Here is a 24,919-nt window from a genome sequence, read left to right on the forward strand (position 1 = left end):
AAACTTAAAACCATATCAAAGAATAGTTCCTTACTTAGAAGATATGGCAAATGCTTTAGCTGCAAGTGACTTAGTTATAGGTAGTGCAGGAGCAATATCTTTAGCTGAAATAACAGCACTTGGTAAGCCATCTATAATAATACCGAAAGCTTATACAGCGGAAAATCATCAAGAATACAATGCAAAAAGTATTGAAAAGCAAGGTGCAGGTATAGCTATACTTGAGAAAAATTTAACTCCTCAAAGTCTAAATGAAGCTGTATTTAAACTTTTAGGAGATAAAGAGGCTTTAATAGATATGGAAAATGCTAGTAAAGCGATAGGAAAGCCAGAAGCTATAGACTTAATATATAATGAAGTTATGAAAATTTATAATGCTAACAATAAGCAAAAAACTTCATCTAAAAAAGAAAATAAAGAAACTAAAGTTCAAAAAAATGATGAAGAAAATAAAAATGTAGAAAATAATGAAGAACAAGAAAAACAACCTAAAGTAATAGGAATAAAGAAAAAGTAACATGTAGCCCTTCTAGTACATAATATTAAAATTATAGGCACTATAATTTAATATACAACGCTAGGAGGGTTTAATTTTGTCTAAGTATATAATTAGGGGAGGAAATAAAATCGAGGGTAGGTTAGATATAAGGGGAGCTAAAAATGCAATACTACCCATAATTGCAGCGACTATACTTAACGAAAATATAAGTACAATTCATAATGTACCAGATATATCTGATGTATATGTAATGATAAAGATTTTAGAAAGTATAGGGTGTAAAGTAGATTATAAGTATGGAACTTTAGTTGTAGATAGCTCGAATATAAATTCGATGGAAATAGATGAAGAATATGTTAGAAAAATGAGATCATCAATAATTGTAATGGGTGCTATGATAGGTAGATTAGATTACACAAAAATAAGTTATCCAGGAGGATGTGCAATAGGTTCAAGACCTATAGATTTACACCTAAAAGCACTTAAACAGTTGGGAATAAGAATAGAAGAGGAAAATGGATTTATAAGATGTTATAAAGATAAACTAGTAGGAAATACAATAACCTTTGAATTTCCTAGTGTAGGAGCTACTGAAAATACAATTCTTGCAGCGGTTAAAGCGAAAGGTATAACGAAAATATGTAATGCAGCAAGAGAGCCAGAGATAGAAGATTTACAAAATTTTTTAAATAAAATGGGAGCAAAAGTCAAAGGAGCAGGAACTAGTTATATAGAAATAGAAGGTGTAGATAAGTTACATGAAGTAGAATATACTGTTATACCAGATCGAATTGCAATAGGAACATATATGGTAGCCTCTGCAATAACAGGAGGAACACTAGAAGTGGATAGAGTAGTTATACCACATATGGAACCTATATGTGATAAATTAAGAGATGTAGGATGTGAAATAGAATATACTAAAGATGGACTTATACTTAAATCTCCCAAAACTATACAAGCTATAGATTTAGTTAGAACAGCACCTCATCCAGGTTTTCCTACAGACATGCAAGCTCAATTAATGTCACTTATGGCATTAGCTAATGGTACTACAGTATTTTATGAAACAATTTTTGAAAATAGATTTATGCATTGTGCAGAATTAATTAGATTAGGAGCCAACATAAAGTATATAACAGATAATATTTGCATGGTAAAAGGTGTAAATAGTTTGCATGGAGCAAAAGTTAAATCTCCGGACTTAAGAGGAGGGGCATCCTTAATATTAGCAGCTTTAGCGATTAAAGGAGAGACTGAGGTATCAAATATATATCACGTTGAAAGAGGATATGAAAATATTGAAAATGTATTAAGAGGCTTAGGTTCAGATATATGCAAAATAGAAGATATTGAAAAGGTAAAAGGCTGTTAAGCCTTTTATTTTTTTACATATAATCTTGAGTGATACTGTTTTAAAATTTATAAAGTATATTTTGTAGGAGATTGTATGTTAAAAGTTGTATTTATAAGTATAGATAAAAATATTTAGATTATGTTGCTTATAGATAAGTAAACTTATAAATAAAAATGTAAAAAGGAGGTAAGTATTTTGAAAAAGAAAAAGAAAAAAAGAGTTAACGCTAGTAATTTAATGATATTATTAAGTTTTTTATTAATGATAACAATAGGAATGTATTCTATTTTAAATAGTTCTTTATTTAATACTAATAAGGTAGAAATTGAAGGAAATAAAAAAATTAAAAAAAATGAAATATTAAAAGATTTAGATATAAGAAAAGACAAAAATATATTTATGTATGATATGGGTAAAATGGAAAAAATAGTATTAAGAAATCCGTATGTAGAAACAGTTCAAGTAAAAAGAAAGCTCCCAGATAAGCTACAAATACTAATAAAAGAAAAGGAAATTTATGCAATTATTAAAGATAAAGATGATTATTGCTATATAGACAAAGAAGGAAATTATATAGAAAAAATAAAGGAAATAAGTGATAAAGAAAGTAGCCCAATAGTAGACATAGACTATACAATAGATGAAAATAACAATATAGAATTTAAGAATGAAGACACTAAAAAAGGGTTATTATACCTACTAGAATGTATGAAGGAAAATAATCTTTATAAAAAAATAGTTAAGGTAAATTATTCAAAAGATGATATTATAAATATGTACACAAAAGATGATATTAAAATAATATTAGGAAATGATAAAGACTTAGATTATAATATTTCTAGAATGAGTTATATAATATCAGATTTACAAGATGACATTAAAAGAAAAGGGACTATCGATTTAACTTATGGAAACTATGCAGTTTATAAACCATAATAGATAGCGTTAAATAAGGAGTGATTTTATTGAAGAGAAAAATTCCTTATAAGAGTGTGGTAATTTGCAGTACAATATTAGGTATTTTTATAAGTTTGCAATTAAAAACTTTAAATTTAGAGAATAATGGGATGACTACATCTAAAAAAGGAAAAGAATTAGCCGTAGAATTGAAAGGCTTAAAGAAAAAAGAAGATGAACTTAAACTAGAAGTCAACGCGCTTAAAGAAAGTATAGATAAGTATAAAGGTGACAAAGGAGAAAATGCTATACAATCTGAAATAAAAAAGTATGAAATTTTAGCTGGATTTACTGATGTAGAAGGTAAAGGTATTGAAGTAAAAATTAAACCTAATAATGATAGTATTAAAAGTGAAGACTCAAATGATAGTATTATATATAATTATGATTTGCTTTTATCTATGATAAATAAGTTAAATTCAGCTCAAGCTAATGCTATATCAATAAATAATGAAAGAGTTGTTGGAAATAGCTATATTGAATTAAAAGAAGATAAGTTATATATAAATAATACACAAATAAAAGCCCCTTTTACTATAGAGGCTATAGGAGATTCTGATACTTTATCGTCAGCTCTTCAAATTAAATACGGAATCGTTTGGGAGATGGAAAAGTATTATGATGTTAAAGTTGAAATTGAAAAAAAAGAGAAAGTAAAAATAAATGGGTATAATCATGAAGTAAAAATAAATCATTCTTTTGATGATAACTAAGAGGTAAAAGAATGAATATAAAAAGAAAAAATATTAAGCAAAAAATGGTGATTTTAGGAGCTTTCGTAGCGGGAATATTAATATCTACATATTTAAAAACATTTGATTCATCTAAAGTATACATAAGTTTAGATGAAAAAAAGAAACTAGAAAATAAAATAGAATTAAGTAAAAATAATATAGAAAAATTAGAAAAAACAAAATCAGATTTACAAGAATATGTTAAAAAATATGAAGAAGTATTAGAAGATGATAATAAATCAATAAATGATTTATTAGAAGAAGAATTAAAAAAAATTAAAGAATTAAGCGGATATACAGATATAAAAGGCGAAGGGTTAATAGTAACAATAAAAGATAGCGAAAAAGAAGTTACAAGTGGTGAAAATCCAAATGATTTTATTGTTCATGACATAGATGTACTTAAGATAATAAATGATTTAAAAAAATCAGGAGCTAAGGCTTTATCTATAAATGGAGAGAGATTATTACCAACAAGTAGAATAAAATGTTCAGGGGCAACTATAACTGTTAATGATATAACATATGGACAACCATTTGTTATAAAAGCTATAGGAGAGGCTGATAGTTTAATGGCTTCTATAATTTCACCTCAGTCTTATGCTAATTTATTAAAAGATGGATATGGAATTTATGTAAAAGCACAAGAAAAAAATGATATAGTCATTAATTCTTATGAAAAATCTAGATAAAAAGCATTAAAAAACTTGAAAAATGTAGGTGTTTCAAAGTAAAATAAAGAAGGTGATTATTTATGATATGGATATTAGCTGGATTAGCATTAGGAGTAGTAGTTGGATATTATATTCCATTTACTTATACTATGGATTACTCGCTATACATGTCTGTTGCAATACTTGCAACAATGGACTCAATATTTGGTGCAGTTAAGTCTGGATTTGAAGGTAAATATGATAATATAATTTTCATAACTGGGTTTATAGGAAATGCATTATTAGCTATAATATTGACATATATAGGAGATAGATTAGGTCTACCGCTTTATTATGTCGCTATATTAGTATTTGGGTCGAGATTATTTGACAATTTATCGATAATTAGGAGACATATTATTGCAAATTTAAGTAATAAAAAAAGAGGAAAATAAACATTTTTGTGGAATAAGTTAGTTAAATATTAACAAAATTGAAAGATTAAATGATATAATTAATACATACATTTACTTACAATCATAAAATGAGGAGGTTTATAAATGCTAAACTTTGACCTAGAAACAGATGGCCTTGCGCAAATTAAAGTAATCGGCGCAGGCGGCGGAGGAAACAATGCGGTTAATAGAATGGTTGAGGCACAACTTAAAGGTGTCGAATTTATAGCTGTTAATACAGATAAACAAGCTTTGCATACATCAAAAGCTGAACATAAGATTCAAATAGGTGAGAAATTAACAAGAGGACTTGGAGCAGGAGCTAACCCTGAAGTCGGTAAAAGAGCTGCTGAAGAAAGTAAAGATGAAATAGTAAAAGTACTTCAAGGTGCAGATATGGTATTCGTTACAGCTGGTATGGGTGGAGGAACAGGTACAGGTGCAGCGCCAGTTATAGCTCAACTAGCAAAAGAAATGGGAATACTTACAGTAGGAGTTGTTACTAAGCCTTTCTTATTTGAAGGTAAAGTAAGAATGAAAAATGCTGAAAGCGGTATAGCTGAATTAAAATCTAAGGTAGATACATTAATAACTATTCCAAACGATAGATTATTACAAATAGTACAAAAAAATACTTCAATGCTAGATGCATTCTCTATAGCAGATGATGTATTAAAGCAAGGTATACAATCTATATCAGACCTTATAGCAGTACCAGGACTTATAAACTTAGACTTTGCTGACGTTACATCAGTAATGAAAGAGCAAGGACTAGCTCATATGGGATTAGGTAACGCTTCAGGTGAGAATAGAGCTATAGAAGCTGCTAGACAAGCTATACAATCACCACTTCTAGAAACTTCAATAAGAGGAGCTAGAGGAGTATTACTTAATATAACTGGTGGATCTAACTTAGGATTATTAGAAATAAATGAAGCATCTACATTAGTTCAAGAATCTTGTGATCCAGAAGCTAACATAATATTTGGGGCTTCTATAAGAGAAGATCTTGGAGAAGAAATAATGATAACTGTAATAGCTACAGGATTTGATGATAGTAAAGATTTATCATTTGAATTAAATGAGAGACCTAAAATGAGTTCAAGACCAACTTTAAATTCTTCTATAAGACAATCAGAAGTAGAACCTGCTCCTGTTGTAGAACAAAGAGAAGTTAGAGAAGAAATAGTTCTTCAAAAAGAAGAACCTAAAAAAATGAATGTTATGGACGATGATATGGAAATACCAACTTTCTTAAGAAGAAGAAGATAAAAAGAAGTCTAATAGACTTCTTTTTTTATATAAAGATATTAGAAACTATCTGCTTTTTATAAAATTTATAATATTAACTAATTAACTTAAGCAACGTGAATTTTTATAGCAATTTCCAACCCTAATAGACTAAATGTGCAAATTAATTTATAAATCTTAAAAGTTGAAAATAAGCATATAATTTACATTAAATGAATAAATATTAGTATGAAATTGAGCTAATATCAACGATATATTAGAAAATATATAAATACTTGAGTTATTTTTTATATTAAAAAGAAAGCAAAATGCTTTCTTTTTTTGTTATTTTTAATAATAAATTAATTTGGTTTCGACTGTTAAAAGTGACATAAAATTTTATGCATACTAATTTATAATATACACAAAGGTTTAAAAGTAAAAGGGGGAATCTGTGATGTACATGGAGTATTACATTATAGAAAACCTATTAATAAATTATATTATTATAAGTTGTACTTCTATTCTTACAAAAAATATAATCCTAATAAAAAAAAATACTTAGGTGCATTTGTAGGAATGCTATATTCAGTTGCATATATTTATCCGGAGTTAGATATACTATTTACTTTGCCATTTAAAGTGTTAATTATGACTCTTATAACATTAATATCTTTTACATATAAGAATAAAAAAGAGTACATAAGCATAGCGCTTGTTTTTTATTTGGTAAATATTTTTATATCTGGAAGTACTTATTTTATAATTTATTTTACGGGTATAGACCATATGAAAATATCCTTCATAATAATTTGTGCTTTTGCTAGCTGTGAGTTGCTTAAATACATATACAAGGATATAAAAATACTTAAACAAATTAAAGAATTAAAAAAGACCATAACTATAAATTTATTAGGCAATAGCTGTAGCTGTGAAGCTTTATTAGATAGTGGTAATTTATTAAAAGATCCTATGAGCAATAATGATGTTATTATTGTGAAATCAGAAGTATTAAAAGGAATAATTCCGGATATATTAATAAATTCTTATGATAAAGATTTAGATATAGTTAAGGTTGATGAAATAATAAATTTATTAGATGGCGATATATCATCTAAGGTTAGGCTTATACCATATAAACATGCAGGGAGTAATAAGGGGAGTATTATTTTAGGTCTAAAAGCTGATTATGTAGAGGTTGATGAAAGTAAGATTGGAAATGTAGTTTTAGGGATATCAAACTTCGAGGATGATGAGTATAGCGCAATATTAAATCCAAGCATATTAATGTAAATTCAATTAGATAAAATTAAGGGGGATATAAAAGATGAAGTTGCTAATGTCAAAAATTATGAATGGAATTATATCTATATTAATTAAGTTGGGTATAATAAAACCTAAAGGAATTTATTACATGGGTGGAGTCAATATATTACCTCCACCGCTAAAAGCAGATGAAGAAAATGAACTGTTACAAAAATTAGAAAATGATGAAAGTGTAAAAGCTATTTTGATAGAAAGAAACTTAAGATTAGTAGTATATATATCTAGAAAATTTGAAAATACAGGAATTGATGTTGAAGATTTAATTTCTATCGGTACAATTGGTTTAATAAAAGCGGTAAATACATTTAAATTAAATAAGAATATAAAGCTAGCTACATATGCATCAAGATGTATTGAAAATGAAATTCTAATGTATCTTAGAAAGAATAATAAGAAAAAGACGGAAGTATCTTTTGATGAACCATTAAATGTAGATTTAGATGGTAACGAACTTTTGCTATCTGATGTGCTAGGAACAGAAAATGATGAGATATATAAGATTATCGAAGAAGAAATTGACAAAGACTTATTAGTTATGGCATTAGATAGATTATCAGATAGAGAAAAGCAAATTATGGAATTAAGATTTGGGTTAACTAATAGAGGAATGGAAAGAACTCAAAAAGAAGTGGCTAATATCCTTGGAATATCTCAATCTTACATTTCTAGACTTGAGAAAAAAATAATTTCAAGATTAAAAAAAGAAATGAAAAAATTTGTATAAATAAATAATTCTCTCTTAAAAGTATAAAAATATATGATGTGTAAATAATTTCATATAGATAAAACTTTTAAGAGAGGACTGAAATGTATGCAAATTAATAAAGTTGAAATCTGTGGTGTAAATACATCTGAGCTTCCCGTTCTTAAAAACAACCAAATGATGGAGCTTCTTTTGAAAATAAAAGATGGAGATGAAGAAGCAAGACAACAATTTGTAAGGGGAAACTTAAGGTTAGTTCTAAGTGTAATACAAAAATTTAATAACAGAGGAGAGAATATAGACGATTTATTCCAAATAGGATGTATAGGACTTATAAAAGCTATAGACAACTTTGATTTAAGTCAGAATGTAAGGTTCTCAACTTATGCAGTGCCTATGATTATAGGAGAAATAAGAAGGTATTTAAGAGATAATAATCCTATAAGAGTAAGTAGATCATTAAAAGATATAGCATATAAAGCACTACAAGTTAGGGAAAGACTAGTAAGAGCTAATGCAAAAGAACCGACGGTATCGGAAATATCAAAAGAATTAGAATTACCAGTAGAAGATGTAGTTATGGCATTAGATGCAATACAGGACCCAATATCATTATTTGATCCAGTATATCAGGACAACGGAGACGCTATATTTGTAATGGATCAAGTACAAGATAAAAAGGATACAGATGAAAATTGGTTACAAGAAATAGCTCTTAAAGAGGCTATAAAGAAATTAAACAGTAGGGAAAAGTTAGTATTGGATCTAAGGTTTTACAAGGGAAGAACTCAAATAGAAGTAGCTGATGAAATAGGTATATCTCAAGCTCAAGTATCTAGGATAGAAAAAAATGCTTTAAAAAATATGAAAAAATATATATAGAAAAAATAAGGGTTAACATATATTATGCTAACTCTTATTTTTTTAAGAAAATTTACAGTAAAATGAAATTAAATGAAAAATATATGCAAAATATGGTATAATGGAGTATATGCAAAAATTAATAAAAGGAGAACAATAATGCTAGAATCATCTATAGTTTACACACTTGTAAGAACTTTTCCGGAAAGTTTAGTATTAGTGTTATCGGGGATGATGTTACTAGGAAATAGTATAGATACAAAGCAAGTATTTAAAAAAGGAATTTTATTAGGTCTTACTATTGTATTTATAAGGTTATTGCCTATAAATTTTGGAGTACATACTATGTTAGCTATGATATCATTTGGATTAATAATTTTCAAACTTTCAGGCAAAGACATAATAAAGACTATGATAACAACATGTACAGTTTGGATAGCATTAGTATTAAGTGAAGGGATATACTCGATTATAGCAACTGCAATTTTAAAAATACCAATTAATACATTGATGAACAAAGAGATATCGGGAGCTTTAATAACCCTTCCATCTTTAATAATAATACTAATATTAGTATTTATGTTTAAAGGAATTAAAAATAAAATTAGTAGATCTGAATAAAGAGGGTTAATTATGGGATGTATAGAGAAAATATCGTTAAACCTATCAGATAAATTAGGTACAAAGTTAAATAAAACATCTGAAGAAAAGGCTGTTTTAAATTATGGATTATTTGTAATGCTACATACCGGTATAGGTGTAGTAATAACATTTTTGGTTGGATTAATAACAGGTATGGTATTAGAAATGATGATTATATCTGTTACAACTGCTTGGCTAAAAAGATATACAGGTGGTGTTCATGCATCTACTCCTGAAAGATGTGCTATAATAGGAGTATTATTGTCATTTATACTATCTATAGCATCTAAAAACTTAAAAAATACATTAAATATTGAGGAATTAACTTTATTAACGATTATAACTTTAAGTTTTTCTTATTACATAGTATATAAAAATTGCCCAGTACCATCAAAAAATAAGCCTATGAAAAAAGAGAGTACAAGAAAAAAGCTAAAGAGAAAAGCATTTAAATTAATAAATATGTATTTATTAATAATATTATTACTAAGTATAATGTATTTGATATTTAGCATACAAAGTGTAAAGATAATATGGATATCAGTGCTTTTAGGAATAGGTTTGCAAATGATTGTTGTAACTAATATAGGTTCAAAATTTATTTGTATGTTAGATACTATTTTTTACAATATAGAAAAATTATTGAATATATAAATATTTTGTTTTTAAGGTAACATGTAAGTTATTTTAAAATAAATTTAACTTTAAGATAAGGGGGGGTATACAGAATGGAATTTTTATTTAACTCTGTATCAGATTTATTAGCAAAGGTAGCTGGAGGAGCATCAACATTTTGTGCGTTTATGTTCTTTGAAGCAGAGGTACCAGAGTCATTAAGAGAAGAATAAATAATCAAAAACCATAAGGAAATGCATCCTTATGGTTTTGTTTAGATAAAGATAACTATTTTAGGTGATAGAATATGAGTAACTTTGATAAAAAAAGAAATGATAAAGTATGTGAAATAATAATACTACTGAAAGTAATATATATAATACTAAGTATGGTGGCAATATCTAGTGGTGCGTCGAAAGCTCCAACAGAAGCTAAAGATGTTATATTCACGCCTATAATATTTACCCTAATTTTAATATCTATATTAGGGTATCTTTCATGGATGGCAACTCATACTAAAGACAGGATAGATAAAAAGCCAAGACTAACAGATTTAATAGAAACTATCTTTACCTTGTTTATATTTACTATAGTCGTATGCTCTACTGGTATAGAATCTAGTGGATATAAACTAATTAGTGTATTTGTAGTATTAATTGGAGCTATACAGTTTGGGAAAAACTACAGTATATGGGTTGCTACATTCTCATCGATACTAATATTTATAATAGACTTTCTTATAAGTGTTAAGAATAGACCGATAATAATTGGTTACTTTTTAGCAAGTGATGAAGGAAAACAAACTCTAAGTGTATACTTTGAAAGTGATTTAATAATAATAAGCGCTTTATTTGTGACTGCATTTATATTAGGTATGTATGTGGATATAGAAAGAGAGCATAGTAAAGAACTTAAAAATATAGCAAATAGAGATGAGTTAACAGGATTATACAATCATAGATACTTTCAAGAGTATCTTGGAAAAGCTATGGATAATGCTGATAAAAATAATAATGAAGTATCATTATTATTTATGGATATAGATTACTTTAAAAATTATAACGATGTAAATGGTCATCAGGCAGGAGATGTACTGCTAAAAGAAATAGGTAAAATACTAAAAATATGTGTTAGAGAAGATGATGTTGTAGCAAGATATGGTGGTGAAGAATTTGCAGCAATACTACCTAATACAAATGAAAATGATGCTATAAAAGTAGGTGAGAAAATAAGACAGTCTATCCAAAATACTAATTTTAGAGGACAAGAAAACCAACCAGATAAAAATATAACAATATCAATAGGAGTATCATCTTATCCAACAAGAGCTACAAGTAAACATCAATTTATAAATACAGCAGATGATGCTCTTTATAGAGCTAAATCGTTTAATAAAAATAGAGTTGAATCTTACCACAGTGTTTTAGATGATTTATGTAGGCAAATAGGTATAAATGAAGATAGAATAAAGTCACTAAAATCTCTTATAAGTATGATAAATATAAAAGATAGGTATACGTATGGTCATACAGAAAGAGTTGTAATTTATACTAAATGGTTTGCACAATCACTTAATTTATCTGAAGAGGATCAAGTTAAGATACAAATTGCATCTTATTTACATGATATAGGTAAATTAGAAATACCTGAAGAAGTATTAAATAAAAAAGAAAAGCTTACAGATGAAGAGTTTCAAATGTTTAGAGACCATCCTCAAGCTGGGGTGGACCTTATACAAAATATAAAGCCATTTGAAGCATTTATATCTCTTATAAAGCATCATCACGAAAGGTATGATGGATCTGGTTATCCAGATAGATTAAAAGGAGAAGAAATTCCTTATTTAGCAAGGATGCTTACAATAGCTGATAGTTTTGATGCAATGACATCTAATAGACCGTATAATGTTAGGAGAAGTCATGAAGAAGGGATTTTAGAATTAAGAGCTAATGCGGGAACTCAGTTTGATCCACAATTAGTGGAAGAATTTATAAAGATGCTTGAAAAATATAAGGACAACTTTTAAAAAAATGACCTAGATAGGTCATTTTTTTTGGACGAGAACATATTTATTCTTATAAGACTACTTAATTTTAAAAGGAGGAATTATATAATATGATTAGAGTATCTGATATAATGGAAAAGGAAATCATAAATGTAAAGAATGGAAAAAGGATGGGCTTTATAACTGATATAGATATGGATACAAATGAAGGTAAAATAATGTCATTTACAATAACAGGAGATTGTGGAAGAGGAATATTCTCTAGAGGTTATGAAGGACAAGTAATATTTTGGAATGATATACTAAAAATAGGATGTGACACTATAATAGTAAATATAGGATCAGAACTTAATTTAGACGAATTTAACATATAGCAAATCTAAGGAGGAAATAATAATGCAATGCCCTTACTGCAACTATAAAGAATCTAAAGTAATAGATTCAAGACATACAGATAGTAAATCTATAAGAAGAAGAAGAGAGTGTGAATCTTGTAAAAAAAGATTTACAACTTATGAAAAAATAGAAACAACACCTGTTATGGTTATAAAAAAGGATGATAGTAGAGAATATTTTGATGGAGAAAAAATAAAATATGGAATATTAAAATCTTGCGAAAAAAGACCAGTTTCATTAGAACAAATAGAAGAAGTAGTATCATATGTTGAAAATGAGATAAATAAGTGTTACATAACAGAAATAGAAACTGAAAAAATTGGGGAAATGGTTATGGATAAGCTAAAAGATTTAGACGAAGTAGCCTATGTAAGATTTGCATCTGTATACAGACAATTTAAAGATATAAATACATTTGTTATAGAATTAAAGAACATACTAATGGAAAAAGGAGACTAAAATGAATAATTATATAACTGTAAAAGAAATTGAAGAAAATATTGAATTTGCAAACTTAGCCATAACCCTTAAAAATGTAGATGCTAAATTACATGAAGATATGAAAAATGTATGTGAAAGCAAAAATTTTGAAATAAAAAACTTAACTAGTAATATACAAATACATTCAGATATAGTTAATGTTGTTAATGAAAATAATATAGGTGAAAAAAGAGAAGGCGATGCATTAGTAACAAATATAAAAAAAGTTCCTTTATTAATATTTACAGCAGACTGCGTACCAATAGCTATTATAGATAAAAAGAATAAAGCAATAGGATTAGCGCATGCAGGATGGAGAGGAACTTACGATAAAATAGCAGAAAAAACAATAGAAGTTATGAAAAATAATTATAATACAAATCCTAAGGATGTAGTTTGTGTTATAGGGCCATCAATAGGACCATGTTGTTATGAAGTTTCTAAAGATTTAGTTGAAAAATTTAACATAAATCTTACAAACTGCAGTGAAAAATTCTATATAATAAAAGAAGATAAGTATTATTTAGATTTATGGAAGGTTAATGAATATGTCCTAAAATCTAGCGGAGTCAAAGAAGATAATATAATTAATTTAAACTTATGCACAAGTTGTAACTGCCATAAGTTTCACTCTTATAGAAAACATGATAAAACTCCACAAAGAATAGGAATGATACTTGAGATAAAATAGATAGGAGATAAACTTAATATGAACGCAAAGGTACTTGTTATAGACGATGAAATACATATAGTTGAGCTTCTAAAATTTAACTTAGAAACTTCAAATTATGATGTTGATTATGCATATGATGGCATAGACGGTTATATAAAGGCGAAAGAAACTAAACCAGATTTAATATTATTAGATTGGATGCTGCCTAATATAAGTGGTATAGAAATTTTAAAAAAAATAAGAAGTGACAAATTTTTAAAACAAATACCAGTTATAATGTTAACAGCAAAAAATATGGAAAATGATAAAGTAGAAGGTTTGGAAATAGGGGCTGATGATTATATAACTAAGCCATTTAGTGTAAAGGAACTATTAGCAAGGATTAGTTCTGTACTTAGAAGGTATAATATTAATGGACAAAGTGCAGAAAGTATACTATCAACTGGTAACCTAAAAGTAGATTTAAATAAGCATGAAGTGTATAAAGGAACTGAAAAAATAGAATTAACACTTAAAGAATTTGAACTTTTAAAATTACTTATTGAAAATAAGGGAAAAGTTCTTTCTAGAAATCATCTTTTAGATAAAATCTGGGGGTATGAATACTATGGAGAAACTAGAACTGTAGATGTTCATATTAGATATCTTAGAAAAAAAATAGAAGGAGATAGTAGTTCTGAAAAATATATACAAACAATAAGAGGCGTAGGATATAAAGTTGATTAAAAGAACTATTTAGGAGAACTATTTTATGGAAGAATTGCAAGGAATATTATTTTTTATTGCCCTAGTTTCAGTAATTATAGCAATAATATCTATAAGATATACATTAAGCTTAAGAGGATATTTAGAGGAATTTATTTATGTTTCTAAAAGAATAAGCAATAAAGAATTTAATTCAAGGTTAAATATATCAGCTAAAGGTGAGCTTGGTGAACTAGCTAAGAACTTTAATGAGATGATAAAAATAATGGATAGCACAATAGCAGAAGTTGAATATAATCATCTCCAAATGACATCTATATTAAAAAGTATATCTCATGGAATTTTAGCTGTAGATATAAATGGGAACATAATGCTAATAAATGAAGAAGCTAAAAGAATATTAAAATGTGATACAAATAAATCTATAGAAGGAAATAATATCAACGTAGTAATAAAAGAAGAAAAAATATTAAAAGAAATAATATTATTTAAAGGATCAAAAAAAAGTAAAAGTTTACAGCTTAAAACTAAAGATGATGTAGTATATAAAGTTAATTTAGATCCAATATATCTTCAAGATTTTGATAACATAATAATTGGTTCTATTATTAATATAGAAGATATTACTGAAAAAGTTAAATTAGAAAATATGAGAAGTGACTTTGTTGCAAATGTAAGTCATGAACTTAAAACGCCATTAACTTCTATTAGTGGATTTGTAGAAACATTAAAGCTAAATGAAAATATAGATATACAAACAAGAAATAGATTTTTAGAAATAATAGAGAGTGAATCAGATAGATTAAAAAGATTGATTGATGATATTTTATTATTATCATTTATTGAAAATAATGAAAATATGTCATATGATAATGTATCTGTATATGAGGTATTTAAAGAAGTATATGATTTAACAAGTTATATAGCTAAATCTAAAAATATAAATTTATCATATGAATTTAGTGATGAGTCAATATTTGTTTTATCTAATAGAGACTATATAAAACAAATATTCTTAAATTTAATAGATAATGCTATCAAATATACACCTGATAATAAAAATGTAAATGTAGTAGTTACTTTAGAAAATAATAATATAGTTATAAAAGTAATTGATGAAGGTGTAGGTATACCTAAAGAAGATATTTACAGAATATTTGAAAGGTTCTATAGGGTCGATAAGGCTAGAAGTAGAGATGTAGGTGGAACGGGTCTAGGGTTAGCCATAACTAAACATATAGTAAAGAATATAGGTGGAACTATAAATGTAAATAGTCAATTAGGACAAGGCAGCGAATTCATTGTTACTATACCTAAAAAAATTTCCTTTAATAAAGGAAATTTTTTTTGTTTTTGTGCAAACTAAGCTTATAAGGAAATTTATAAATTAGTTGTACAAAATAAAAGGAGTTGAAACAATGAATGACAGTATAATAAATGATAACCTATTTAGACATGCATTTGTAGTTGCCCTAGTTATAGGAATATTATGTAGAGGATTTGTACTAAGGGTTACAGATAGACAATATCCAAGTCGACCTCAAGATTACTTAGAACAAATAATAATATCTGGACTTTCCGCATCTCTTGGAGCAATAGCGTTACCAGCTCTTTTAGATAAAGAGTTTTCAGCATTAACATTTTTTGCAGTTGCAATACAACAATTTCAAGGTTTAGCCCAGCAAGAGAGAATTACATTAGAAAATATTGATAATGCGGAATTAGTTCCTAAGGGATCCGCATATGTGGAAGAAATAGCTACAACTTATGAGGCGAGAAGTTATATAAGCTTATTCTCAGCTCTAGCAGCATCTGTAGTATATATAGTATTTGCAAGAAGGTATGACCTAGGATTTTGGTTCTGTACAGGTCTAGCAATTATTGCAGGTGTTATAGTTGGGCTTATATTTAAAAGATACCTAAGAAGAAGTAGTATTGGGGATATAGCAGATGTAGTTCCTGCTAAAATACATTTTGAAGGATCTATTTTAAAAGTAAATGATGTTGTAATAACTAATATAGGTTTAAAAGACACTAAAAAGAGATATCTAGAAAAAGGCTTAGCAATAGAAATAATTCCAAAGAGTATAGGTGACTTTGGAATAGTAAATGATTTAGGCCAAAGAGATGCAATAATACATAATATATTTATTCATATGGGAATAGATAAAGATGTAGACGAAAAAGATATTATAACGGCTTCAAGAACTGATTTAGATAAGATGACGGTTGTTTTACCGTATATACCTATAAAAAAGGATATAGATACAATGATAGCAGTTATAAAGAGTGTTCCTATTATAGAGACAGCTAAAGGAAAACAAAGTGCATATAAGATGAAAACACAATAGTTAGATAAAGAGGTGGAAAAATGGATAGAGTATTTTTTACAGGCCTTGCAATAGGTATGATATCTAGACTTATAATGCTAAATCTAGATCAAAAACAATACCCAGCTCAGCCAAATATATTATTATCTCAGCTTGTACTTGCATTCGTAGCATCTTCATTAGGTGCACTACTAGTTCCTGCTTTAATAAATAGGTCATATACTTCAATAACATTTTTATCATTAGCAGCGGAACAGTTTAGGCAAGTAAGAGAAAACAGAAGAAACACTCTTCAAAACTTAGAAGATGTTCAACTAGTAAAAAGAGGAGAGGCATTTATAGAAGAGATAGCAAGAACATATGAAGTAAGGAATTATATGTGTATAACAACATCTCTTATTACGGTAGGTATGTATTATATAATTATATCCGAAACTAATATAGGAAAAACTATAAGTTTAGTAATAAGTGGAGTTTCGGGCTTAGCTTTAACTTTTATGCTTAAAAGATTGTTAAGAAGAGAAAGTATAGGGGATATTGCAGATGTTGTTGAAGCTAAAATAAGCTTTGTAGATGGTTCAATAATGCAAATAGGAGATTTAAAAGGAATAACAAATATAGGTCTTGAAAGTGATAGAAAAAGATATTTAACTAAAGGTATAGGAATTGAAATTATACCTAAAGATAAAAGTTATACCAATGCAGGTATATTATATGACCCAGGTCAAAGACAAGCAATATTATATAATATATATTCAAGATTAGGACTACTTAGAGAACATAATGAGCCTGCATTTGTGCCACTTCCAAGACGTAATCCTAAGAATGAAAGTATAATGATAGCATATATACCTATAGAAAAAGATATAGATAAGGTAATAGAAGCAGTAAAATCATGTCCTATTTTATCAAGTGCTAAGGGAAAAAATTTATCATTAAAAAATTACACAATAGGTAAGAAAGGAAGTATGTAGTATGGGAATGAATATAGGATTAAATGAATATACGCTAGCAATAATAACAACTAATAAAGAAATGAAAAATGGCGGAGGATGCCCAATATTTTACGCAGAAAATGAAAAAGATTTACAACATAAAGCTATGCTTATGGCAAAATGTGTAAGTGGTATGGTTCATGATATGACTAATGGAACATTAATTATAGTTAAACATTAATTTAAAATTTGTTTTACTTATGTCGCTAATGACTATATAAAATCGGTCGTTGCTTAAAAGGTACCTATAGGTACCTTTTAAATTATGGGGAATATTGACTATTTTTATCAAAACATGGTATTATAATATGATGTATTTACGAAAGAAAAGTGGTGATAATTTATGGAAGTAAATGTTAAAAAAGTAAATAACATAATAAGTAAAGTATATGAGGGTAGTATTGCAAATGAATTAGGTATTGAAGTTGGAGACTTATTAATTTCAGTAAATGATCAAGCAGTACACGATATAATAGAGTATAGATTTTTATTAAGTGATGAATACTTAGAAGTTGAAGTAAAAAAAATCAATGGAGAAGTATATGTATACGAAATAGAAAAAGATTATGATGAAGATTTAGGAATAGAGTTTACAAATCCTATTATAGATCAAGCTAAAAGTTGTAGAAATAAATGTGTATTTTGTTTTATAGACCAACTTCCAAAAGGAATGAGGGAAACACTTTATTTTAAAGATGACGATTCAAGATTATCATTTTTACAAGGTAACTTTATAACTCTTACAAACATGAGTGAAGAAGATATAAATAATATTATAAAATATAGAATAAGTCCTATAAATATATCAGTTCATACAACAAATCCTGAGTTAAGACAAAAGATGATTAAAAATAAATTTGCAGGAAGATTATACAGTATAATGCAAAGATTAGCAAAAGCTCAGATACAAATGAACTGTCAAATAGTATTATGTCCTGGATATAATGATAAAGAAGAATTAATTAGAACGGTATCGGACTTATCTAAATTATACCCATATGTAAATAGTGCAGCGGCAGTTCCAGTTGGAATAACTAAACATAGAGAACATCTTCCAAATTTAGAAATATTCAATGAAAAAACAGCAGGAGAAGCTATTGACTTAGTAAATGAGTTACAAGAAAAGTATCTTAAAGAATTAGGAACAAGATTTATATTCTTATCAGATGAATTTTATATAATGGCTAATAAAAAGTTATTAGATTATGATGAATATGAAGGATTTATACAGTTTGAAAATGGTGTAGGTATGATTAGTAAACTTGAAAGAGAAATACAAGACCAACTAAAAATACTAAAACCAGATAAAATATCTAAAAATAAGAAAGTATCAATAGCTACAGGTCACTCTGCATATGAATTTATAAAAAGTATGGCTAATGATATAATGGAAAAATATAGCAATCTAGAAATAAATGTTTATAAAATAGTAAACAACTTCTTTGGAGAGACAATTACTGTTTCAGGGCTTATAACTGCAACAGATATAATAGATCAGTTAAAAGATAAAGATTTAGGTGAAACTTTATATATTCCAAGAAGTATGCTTAAAGCTGATGAGGAAATATTCTTAGATAATATAACTTTAGAAGAACTAATAAAAACTATGGAAATTGAAGTTATACCTTGCTTAAATGAAGGAAAAGACTTTGTAGATAAAATTTTAAAATAAGAAAGGAGAATATTATGAGCGATAATAGACCAGTAGTTGCAGTTGTTGGAAGACCTAATGTTGGTAAATCAACATTATTCAATAAATTAGCGGGAAAAAGAATATCTATAGTAGAAGATACACCAGGAGTTACTAGAGATAGAATATTTACAGAAGTAGAGTGGTTAAATCATTACTTTACATTAATAGATACAGGAGGTATAGAGCCAGAGACTGGAGATATAATATTATCTCACATGAGAAATCAAGCAATGCTTGCTATGGATATGGCTCACATTATACTTTTTGTTGTAGATGGAAAAGCTGGTTTAACAGCAGCAGATAGAGAAGTTGCACAAATACTTAGAAAAACTAAAAAACCAGTAATACTAGTAGTTAATAAAATAGATAGTCAAAGTCAATTTGATAATGTATACGATTTTTATGAATTAGGACTTGGTATGCCTTTTGCTATATCAAGTGCAAATAGTATGGGACTTGGAGATTTATTAGATGAAGTTATTCAGAATTTCCCAGAAGGATTAAATACTGAGTATGACGAAGATATGATAAGAGTAGCTATAACTGGTAAACCTAATGCAGGAAAAAGTTCGATACTTAATAATATATTAGGAGAAGAAAGAGTTATAGTAAGTCCAATAGCAGGAACTACTAGAGATGCAGTTGATACTTATGTAGAAAAAAATGGACAAAAATTCCTTTTAATAGATACTGCAGGACTTAGAAGGAAAAGTAAGATATATGAAAATGTAGAAAAATACAGTGTAATAAGATCAATGGCAGCAGTAGATAGAGCTGACGTAGTATTAATAGTAATAGATGCTGCAGAGGGATTTACAGAGCAAGATACAAAGGTTGCAGGCATAGCTCATGATGAAGGTAAAGCATGCGTATTTGTAATTAATAAATGGGATTTAATAGAAAAGGACAACCATACATTAAACAACTACACTAAAGAAGTAAAAGAAAAATTCCCGTTCATGATGTATGCACCATCAATATTTGTTTCAGCAAAGACTAACCAAAGAATGGGCAAAATATTAGAAACAGTTGAATACGTTGCAAGTGAACATGCTAAGAGAGTTTCGACTTCAGCTTTAAATGATGTAATAGGTGAAGCAGTAATGTTAAATCAACCACCATCAGACAAAGGTAAGAGATTAAAAATTTACTATGGATCTCAAACAGGAGTTAAACCACCTAAGTTTACATTATTTATAAATGATAAGAATCTAACTCACTTCTCATACCAAAGATATCTTGAAAATAAAATAAGAGAAAACTTTGGATTTGAAGGTACTCCAGTACAGTTTGAATACAGAGAAAAAAATAGAAAGTAATAGTTTTACCTAAGGGGGTTAATATGATTAGTTATATAATGATTATAATAATTGCATATCTTTTAGGAAACATATCCACTTCTTATATAGTTGCTAAGAGACTAACGGGGGAAGATATAAGAACACAAGGGTCTGGTAATGCAGGTTCAACAAATGTACTTAGAACCCATGGGAAAAAAGCAGGAGCAATGACCTTTATAGGAGATGTACTAAAAGGAATAGTAGCTGTATTTATATCTGAAATGATAGCTAAAATAGTAGGATTAGATGTAGTTACTGCTGGATATGTAGCAGTTGTAGGTGTTGTATGCGGACATAACTGGCCAGCATTCTTAGGATTTAGAGGCGGCAAAGGTGTTGCAACTTCATTAGGTGCTATGCTAGCAGTTAATCCTATAATTGCATTAATTTGTCTTTTAGTATTTATAGTAATTGTAGCAATTACAAAATATGTTTCACTAGGATCAGTTGTTGGAATAGCTATGTCTCCGATAATAATGATGTTTTCAAAAAATCAAAAGGGTATATTAGTAACTTCGTTTTTAACTATATCTGTTATATATACTCATAGAGAAAATATCAAAAGATTACTAAAAGGAACTGAAAGAAAAATAGGACAAAAGAAATAATAATTTTAGTATGTTTAGGTGGTGTTTAACATGGAAAAAATATGTGTATTAGGAGCAGGAAGTTGGGGTAGTGCCCTAGCTCTAGTACTAGCGAAAAAAGGCTACGAAGTAAGTATGTGGACTTTAAATGAAGAACAAGCCGATAAAATAAATAAAACTAGAGAAAATATAGATTACTTACCAGGGATATTATTTCCAAATAATATAACTGTAAGTACTAATTTAGAAGAAACCGTAAGAAATAGTAAAATTATTGTCTTAGCAGTTCCATCACAAGCTATAAGAAGTGTTTCAGCGAGTATAAAGCCATTTGTAAAGAAAGAACAAATACTTGTTGATGTTGCAAAAGGTTTAGAAAAAGGAACCGGTCTTAGGTTATCAGAGGTTTGTGAACAAGAACTACCTAACAATCCATATGTAACTTTATCTGGACCATCTCATGCAGAAGAAGTCGCGAAGGATATACCAACTACAGTAGTAGTAGCATCAGAAGACTTAGAGATAGCTCAAGTTGTACAAGATGTTTTTATGAGTCCTAAATTTAGAGTTTATACAAATCCTGATATAGTAGGAGTTGAACTTGGAGGAGCTTTAAAAAATATCATTGCATTTGGAGCAGGTGTATGTGATGGATTAGGCCTTGGAGATAATGCAAAAGCTGCATTAATGACTAGAGGTATAAGTGAAATTGGAAGACTTGGAGCCGCAATGGGAGCTAATGTATCTACATTTGCAGGACTTTCAGGTATAGGAGACTTAATAGTTACTTGTACAAGTATGCATAGTAGAAATAGAAGAGCTGGTATACTTATAGGACAAGGAAAGAGCTTAGATGAAACATTAAAAGAAGTAAAAATGGTAGTTGAAGGTATAACAGCTACAGAAGTAGCATATGAAGTTGCAAAAAAACTAAATATAGATATGCCTATAACAAATGCCATATATTCTGTTCTACATCAAGGTTCAAATGCTAATGAAGTAGTAATCGAATTAATGATGAGAAATAAAACTCATGAAATGGAAGAAATAGTAAATGACAAGCTAGGATTTTAATCCTAGCTTTTTTTTATTTTTGTAATAATAATGACATCCCTAAAATATAATTTATTAAGAAACTATATGCAGGAGGGGAATTATATGAACAACATATATGAGGACATAGCGAAAAGAACACAAGGGGATATATATATAGGTGTAGTAGGGCCTGTAAGAACAGGAAAATCTACATTTATAAGAAAGTTCATGGAAAAATTAGTATTACCGAACATAGAAAATGAATTCAAAAAAGAAAGAACTCAAGATGAAATTCCACAAAGTGGATCAGGAAAAACAATAATGACTGTTGAACCTAAATTTGTTCCAGCTGATGGAGTAGAAATAAAAATTAGAGACAATGTTTCTATGAAAGTAAGAATGGTTGATTGTGTTGGGTACATAGTAGATGGTGCATTAGGCCACGAAGAAGAAGGAAAACAAAGATTAGTATCAACTCCATGGTCACAAGACGCTATGACATTTGAAAAAGCAGCTGAAATAGGAACTAAAAAAGTTATAAGAGACCACTCAACAATAGGTATAGTAGTTTTAACAGATGGTTCTGTTACAGGAATAGATAGAAGAAGTTATGTTTCAGCAGAAGAAAGAGTAATAGGTGAATTGAAATCTTTAAATAAGCCGTTTGCAATAGTATTAAATACACTAGATCCATATAGCGAAGAAACTGAAGCTTTAAGAGCTGAATTAGAAGAAAAATATGATGCACCAATAGTACCATTAAATGTAGTGGCAATGGATGAAGATGATATAGAAGATGTTTTAGAAACAGTTTTATATGATTTCCCATTAAATGAAATAAGAATAAATTTACCACAATGGGTAGAAGGATTAGAAAATAATCACTGGATTAAAAATAATATAATATTTACATTAAAACAAAGTATAGCAGAAATAGGAAAAATAAGAGATATAGATAGTATCGTACAAGGATTTTCAGAATTAGAATTCTTAGAAGATACAGAAGTAGATAATGTAGAACTTGGTGAAGGGGTTATAAGTATTGATTTAACTGCAAAACAAGGATTATTCTATAATGTATTAGAAGAGAAGAGTGGTTTCAAAATAGAAGGAGATCATCAGTTATTAAGTTTAGTTACTAAATTATCTAGAGTTAAAAATGAGTATGATAAAATAGAAAGTGCATTAGTAGATGCTAAGACTAAAGGATATGGTGTAGTAGCTCCATCTTTAGATGAACTTAGCTTAGAAGAACCTGAAATAATTAAACAAGGAAAGCAATATGGAATAAAATTAAAAGCTAATGCCCCATCTCTTCATATAATAAAAGCAGATATATCAACAGAGGTATCTCCTATAGTAGGAAACCAAAATCAGGGAGAAGAAATGATTAAATACTTATTAGATGAATTTGAGCAAAATCCAAGTGAAATATGGGCATCTAACATGTTTGGGAAGTCATTACATGACTTAGTAAAAGAGCAACTACAGAGTAAGTTATATACTATGCCAGAAGAAATAAGAGTAAAAATACAAAGAACATTACAAAAAATTATTAATGAAGGCAGCAGTAACATAATTACTATATTATTATAATCAATAAAATATAAGGTCAAGTTTTATAAATTAAAACTTGTCCTTTTTTTATTTTTATAAACTATTTTTATAATTTTAAAAAACATATATTTAAAATTGAACATAAATGAAATATCCCTAGAGTCATGAAATCATTCGCCAATATGTAGCTAAAGTGAAAAGAATTTTTGATGAATGTAATTAGTTAATGGAATATATTGAAAATATCATAATATTTTAGTAGAAAATAATAAAAGTATGTATTGTTTTTATTGTAATGAGTAAAAGGGAATACAATATGATTTGAAGAAATAGTATAAATAATTTAACCGAAATAGGGGATGGTGCTATGAGAAAAGTCAAATATTCTAATATATTAATATTGGGAGTTTTTATTTATATTATATTTCAAGTTTTATTATTAATTCTTGGTAAAACTACAACAACTTTCTTATTAGAAAATGAAGACTTAGAAGCTAAGATAACAAAAAAGGGATTAATAATAAGAAATGAATACTTAGTAAAAGCACCTGAAAGTGGGGAACTGAATTTATCAGCAAAAGAACATGAAAAAGTTAGGAAGTCTCAAAACATAGGAAGCATATACATGAGCAATAATATTGAAGATTTAAATAAAGATATAAATGAACTAAATAAAGAAATTGAAGAACTTGAAAAGACAAGCAAAAGCTCAAAGAATAAATCTAGTAAATTAAGTAATGAGATAACATTAAAAAATCTACAAACTAAAAAAGAACAAAAAGAGGTATTAATTAGTAAAAAAAATAAAAACATGAAAAATATAAACAGTAGTATATCAGGTATTTTATCTTATAAATTTGATGAAAATGAAGAAAAATATAATTTAGAAAGTCTAAATAGTATAAGCAAAGAGGATATAAAGTCAGCTAATAACAACTTCCAAGAAACTAATGAAAATGAAGAGAAAGTTAAAGAGGGAGATACCGTAGCTAGAATAGTAGATAATAATAATATGTATATAGCAGTATGTGTAGATAAGAAAGAATCAAAACTATTTAAAATAAATCAAGATGTATGTATAGGTTTAAAAA

The 24,919-nt window shown here is 27.8% G+C and carries 28 protein-coding genes; all 28 read left to right on the forward strand.

Annotated features, from left to right (window positions below; all coding sequences use genetic code 11):
- Positions 1-517, forward strand: a 517-nt coding sequence (locus JWF52_RS01860) for a UDP-N-acetylglucosamine--N-acetylmuramyl-(pentapeptide) pyrophosphoryl-undecaprenol N-acetylglucosamine transferase (RefSeq protein ID WP_286183957.1), incomplete at its 5' end; no start/stop codon positions are given.
- Between the two features lie 76 nt (positions 518-593).
- On the forward strand, positions 594-1,874 hold the full coding sequence (murA, locus tag JWF52_RS01865) for a UDP-N-acetylglucosamine 1-carboxyvinyltransferase (RefSeq protein WP_208331654.1): 1,281 nt from the start codon (positions 594-596) through the stop codon (positions 1,872-1,874).
- 177 nt (positions 1,875-2,051) lie between these two features.
- A complete protein-coding gene (locus JWF52_RS01870; protein WP_208331655.1) occupies positions 2,052-2,792 on the forward strand; it encodes a cell division protein FtsQ/DivIB in 741 nt (246 codons plus the stop codon).
- Between the two features lie 29 nt (positions 2,793-2,821).
- Complete coding sequence (locus JWF52_RS01875; protein ID WP_208331656.1) at positions 2,822-3,526, forward strand: DUF881 domain-containing protein; 705 nt, start codon at positions 2,822-2,824, stop codon at positions 3,524-3,526.
- 11 nt (positions 3,527-3,537) lie between these two features.
- Positions 3,538-4,239: a DUF881 domain-containing protein gene (locus JWF52_RS01880; RefSeq protein ID WP_286183958.1), complete on the forward strand. Its 702-nt coding sequence runs from the start codon at positions 3,538-3,540 to the stop codon at positions 4,237-4,239.
- A 62-nt stretch (positions 4,240-4,301) separates the two neighbouring features.
- Complete coding sequence (locus JWF52_RS01885; protein ID WP_042271548.1) at positions 4,302-4,655, forward strand: small basic family protein; 354 nt, start codon at positions 4,302-4,304, stop codon at positions 4,653-4,655.
- 105 nt (positions 4,656-4,760) lie between these two features.
- Positions 4,761-5,927, forward strand: coding sequence for a cell division protein FtsZ (ftsZ, locus tag JWF52_RS01890; protein ID WP_208331657.1), 1,167 nt, complete (start codon positions 4,761-4,763; stop codon positions 5,925-5,927).
- Positions 5,928-6,398: 471 nt separating this feature from the next.
- Positions 6,399-7,178, forward strand: a complete 780-nt coding sequence (locus tag JWF52_RS01895) for a sigma-E processing peptidase SpoIIGA (protein WP_286183959.1) — start codon at positions 6,399-6,401, stop codon at positions 7,176-7,178.
- 34 nt (positions 7,179-7,212) lie between these two features.
- Positions 7,213-7,935 carry an RNA polymerase sporulation sigma factor SigE gene (sigE, locus tag JWF52_RS01900; protein ID WP_208331658.1) on the forward strand — a complete coding sequence of 241 codons (723 nt, stop codon included), beginning with the start codon at positions 7,213-7,215 and terminating at the stop codon, positions 7,933-7,935.
- Positions 7,936-8,022: 87 nt separating this feature from the next.
- A complete protein-coding gene (gene sigG, locus JWF52_RS01905; RefSeq protein WP_042271558.1) occupies positions 8,023-8,796 on the forward strand; it encodes an RNA polymerase sporulation sigma factor SigG in 774 nt (257 codons plus the stop codon).
- 138 nt (positions 8,797-8,934) lie between these two features.
- The gene (locus JWF52_RS01910) at positions 8,935-9,396 is read left to right on the forward strand and encodes a hypothetical protein (RefSeq protein ID WP_208331659.1); all 462 of its coding nucleotides are present in this window, start codon (positions 8,935-8,937) and stop codon (positions 9,394-9,396) included.
- Positions 9,397-9,408: 12 nt separating this feature from the next.
- Positions 9,409-10,071 (forward strand): accessory gene regulator ArgB-like protein, encoded by a 663-nt coding sequence (locus tag JWF52_RS01915; RefSeq protein WP_208331660.1) that lies wholly within the window; start codon positions 9,409-9,411, stop codon positions 10,069-10,071.
- Between the two features lie 74 nt (positions 10,072-10,145).
- Entirely contained in the window at positions 10,146-10,265 is a 120-nt protein-coding gene (locus JWF52_RS01920) for an AgrD family cyclic lactone autoinducer peptide (protein WP_208331661.1), read from the forward strand.
- A 74-nt stretch (positions 10,266-10,339) separates the two neighbouring features.
- Positions 10,340-12,058: a bifunctional diguanylate cyclase/phosphohydrolase gene (locus tag JWF52_RS01925; RefSeq protein ID WP_208331662.1), complete on the forward strand. Its 1,719-nt coding sequence runs from the start codon at positions 10,340-10,342 to the stop codon at positions 12,056-12,058.
- An 89-nt stretch (positions 12,059-12,147) separates the two neighbouring features.
- On the forward strand, positions 12,148-12,411 hold the full coding sequence (locus JWF52_RS01930) for a YlmC/YmxH family sporulation protein (protein WP_208331663.1): 264 nt from the start codon (positions 12,148-12,150) through the stop codon (positions 12,409-12,411).
- A gap of 22 nt (positions 12,412-12,433) precedes the next feature.
- Complete coding sequence (gene nrdR / locus JWF52_RS01935) at positions 12,434-12,892, forward strand: transcriptional regulator NrdR (RefSeq protein WP_208331664.1); 459 nt, start codon at positions 12,434-12,436, stop codon at positions 12,890-12,892.
- A gap of 1 nt (position 12,893) precedes the next feature.
- Positions 12,894-13,604, forward strand: coding sequence for a peptidoglycan editing factor PgeF (gene pgeF / locus JWF52_RS01940; RefSeq protein WP_208331665.1), 711 nt, complete (start codon positions 12,894-12,896; stop codon positions 13,602-13,604).
- 18 nt (positions 13,605-13,622) lie between these two features.
- Positions 13,623-14,312 (forward strand): winged helix-turn-helix domain-containing protein, encoded by a 690-nt coding sequence (locus tag JWF52_RS01945; RefSeq protein ID WP_208331666.1) that lies wholly within the window; start codon positions 13,623-13,625, stop codon positions 14,310-14,312.
- 25 nt (positions 14,313-14,337) lie between these two features.
- Positions 14,338-15,657, forward strand: a complete 1,320-nt coding sequence (locus JWF52_RS01950) for a HAMP domain-containing sensor histidine kinase (RefSeq protein WP_208331667.1) — start codon at positions 14,338-14,340, stop codon at positions 15,655-15,657.
- A gap of 52 nt (positions 15,658-15,709) precedes the next feature.
- Entirely contained in the window at positions 15,710-16,642 is a 933-nt protein-coding gene (locus JWF52_RS01955) for a YIEGIA family protein (protein WP_208331668.1), read from the forward strand.
- 20 nt (positions 16,643-16,662) lie between these two features.
- The gene (locus tag JWF52_RS01960) at positions 16,663-17,595 is read left to right on the forward strand and encodes a YIEGIA family protein (RefSeq protein ID WP_208331669.1); all 933 of its coding nucleotides are present in this window, start codon (positions 16,663-16,665) and stop codon (positions 17,593-17,595) included.
- Between the two features lies 1 nt (position 17,596).
- Positions 17,597-17,797 carry a capping complex subunit for YIEGIA gene (locus JWF52_RS01965; RefSeq protein WP_208331670.1) on the forward strand — a complete coding sequence of 67 codons (201 nt, stop codon included), beginning with the start codon at positions 17,597-17,599 and terminating at the stop codon, positions 17,795-17,797.
- A gap of 162 nt (positions 17,798-17,959) precedes the next feature.
- Entirely contained in the window at positions 17,960-19,288 is a 1,329-nt protein-coding gene (locus tag JWF52_RS01970; protein WP_208331671.1) for a DUF512 domain-containing protein, read from the forward strand.
- A 14-nt stretch (positions 19,289-19,302) separates the two neighbouring features.
- Positions 19,303-20,628 (forward strand): ribosome biogenesis GTPase Der, encoded by a 1,326-nt coding sequence (gene der / locus JWF52_RS01975; RefSeq protein WP_208331672.1) that lies wholly within the window; start codon positions 19,303-19,305, stop codon positions 20,626-20,628.
- A gap of 23 nt (positions 20,629-20,651) precedes the next feature.
- A complete protein-coding gene (plsY, locus tag JWF52_RS01980; RefSeq protein WP_208331673.1) occupies positions 20,652-21,257 on the forward strand; it encodes a glycerol-3-phosphate 1-O-acyltransferase PlsY in 606 nt (201 codons plus the stop codon).
- Positions 21,258-21,287: 30 nt separating this feature from the next.
- Complete coding sequence (locus JWF52_RS01985) at positions 21,288-22,310, forward strand: NAD(P)H-dependent glycerol-3-phosphate dehydrogenase (RefSeq protein WP_208331674.1); 1,023 nt, start codon at positions 21,288-21,290, stop codon at positions 22,308-22,310.
- 84 nt (positions 22,311-22,394) lie between these two features.
- Positions 22,395-23,867: a stage IV sporulation protein A gene (spoIVA, locus tag JWF52_RS01990; RefSeq protein ID WP_208331675.1), complete on the forward strand. Its 1,473-nt coding sequence runs from the start codon at positions 22,395-22,397 to the stop codon at positions 23,865-23,867.
- A 328-nt stretch (positions 23,868-24,195) separates the two neighbouring features.
- On the forward strand, positions 24,196-24,919 hold a 724-nt coding region (locus tag JWF52_RS01995), incomplete at its 3' end, for a biotin/lipoyl attachment domain-containing protein (protein WP_208331676.1).

It is taken from the genome of Clostridium sp. CCUG 7971 (assembly GCF_017590215.1).
Taxonomy (GTDB): Bacteria; Bacillota; Clostridia; order Peptostreptococcales; family Peptostreptococcaceae; genus Faecalimicrobium.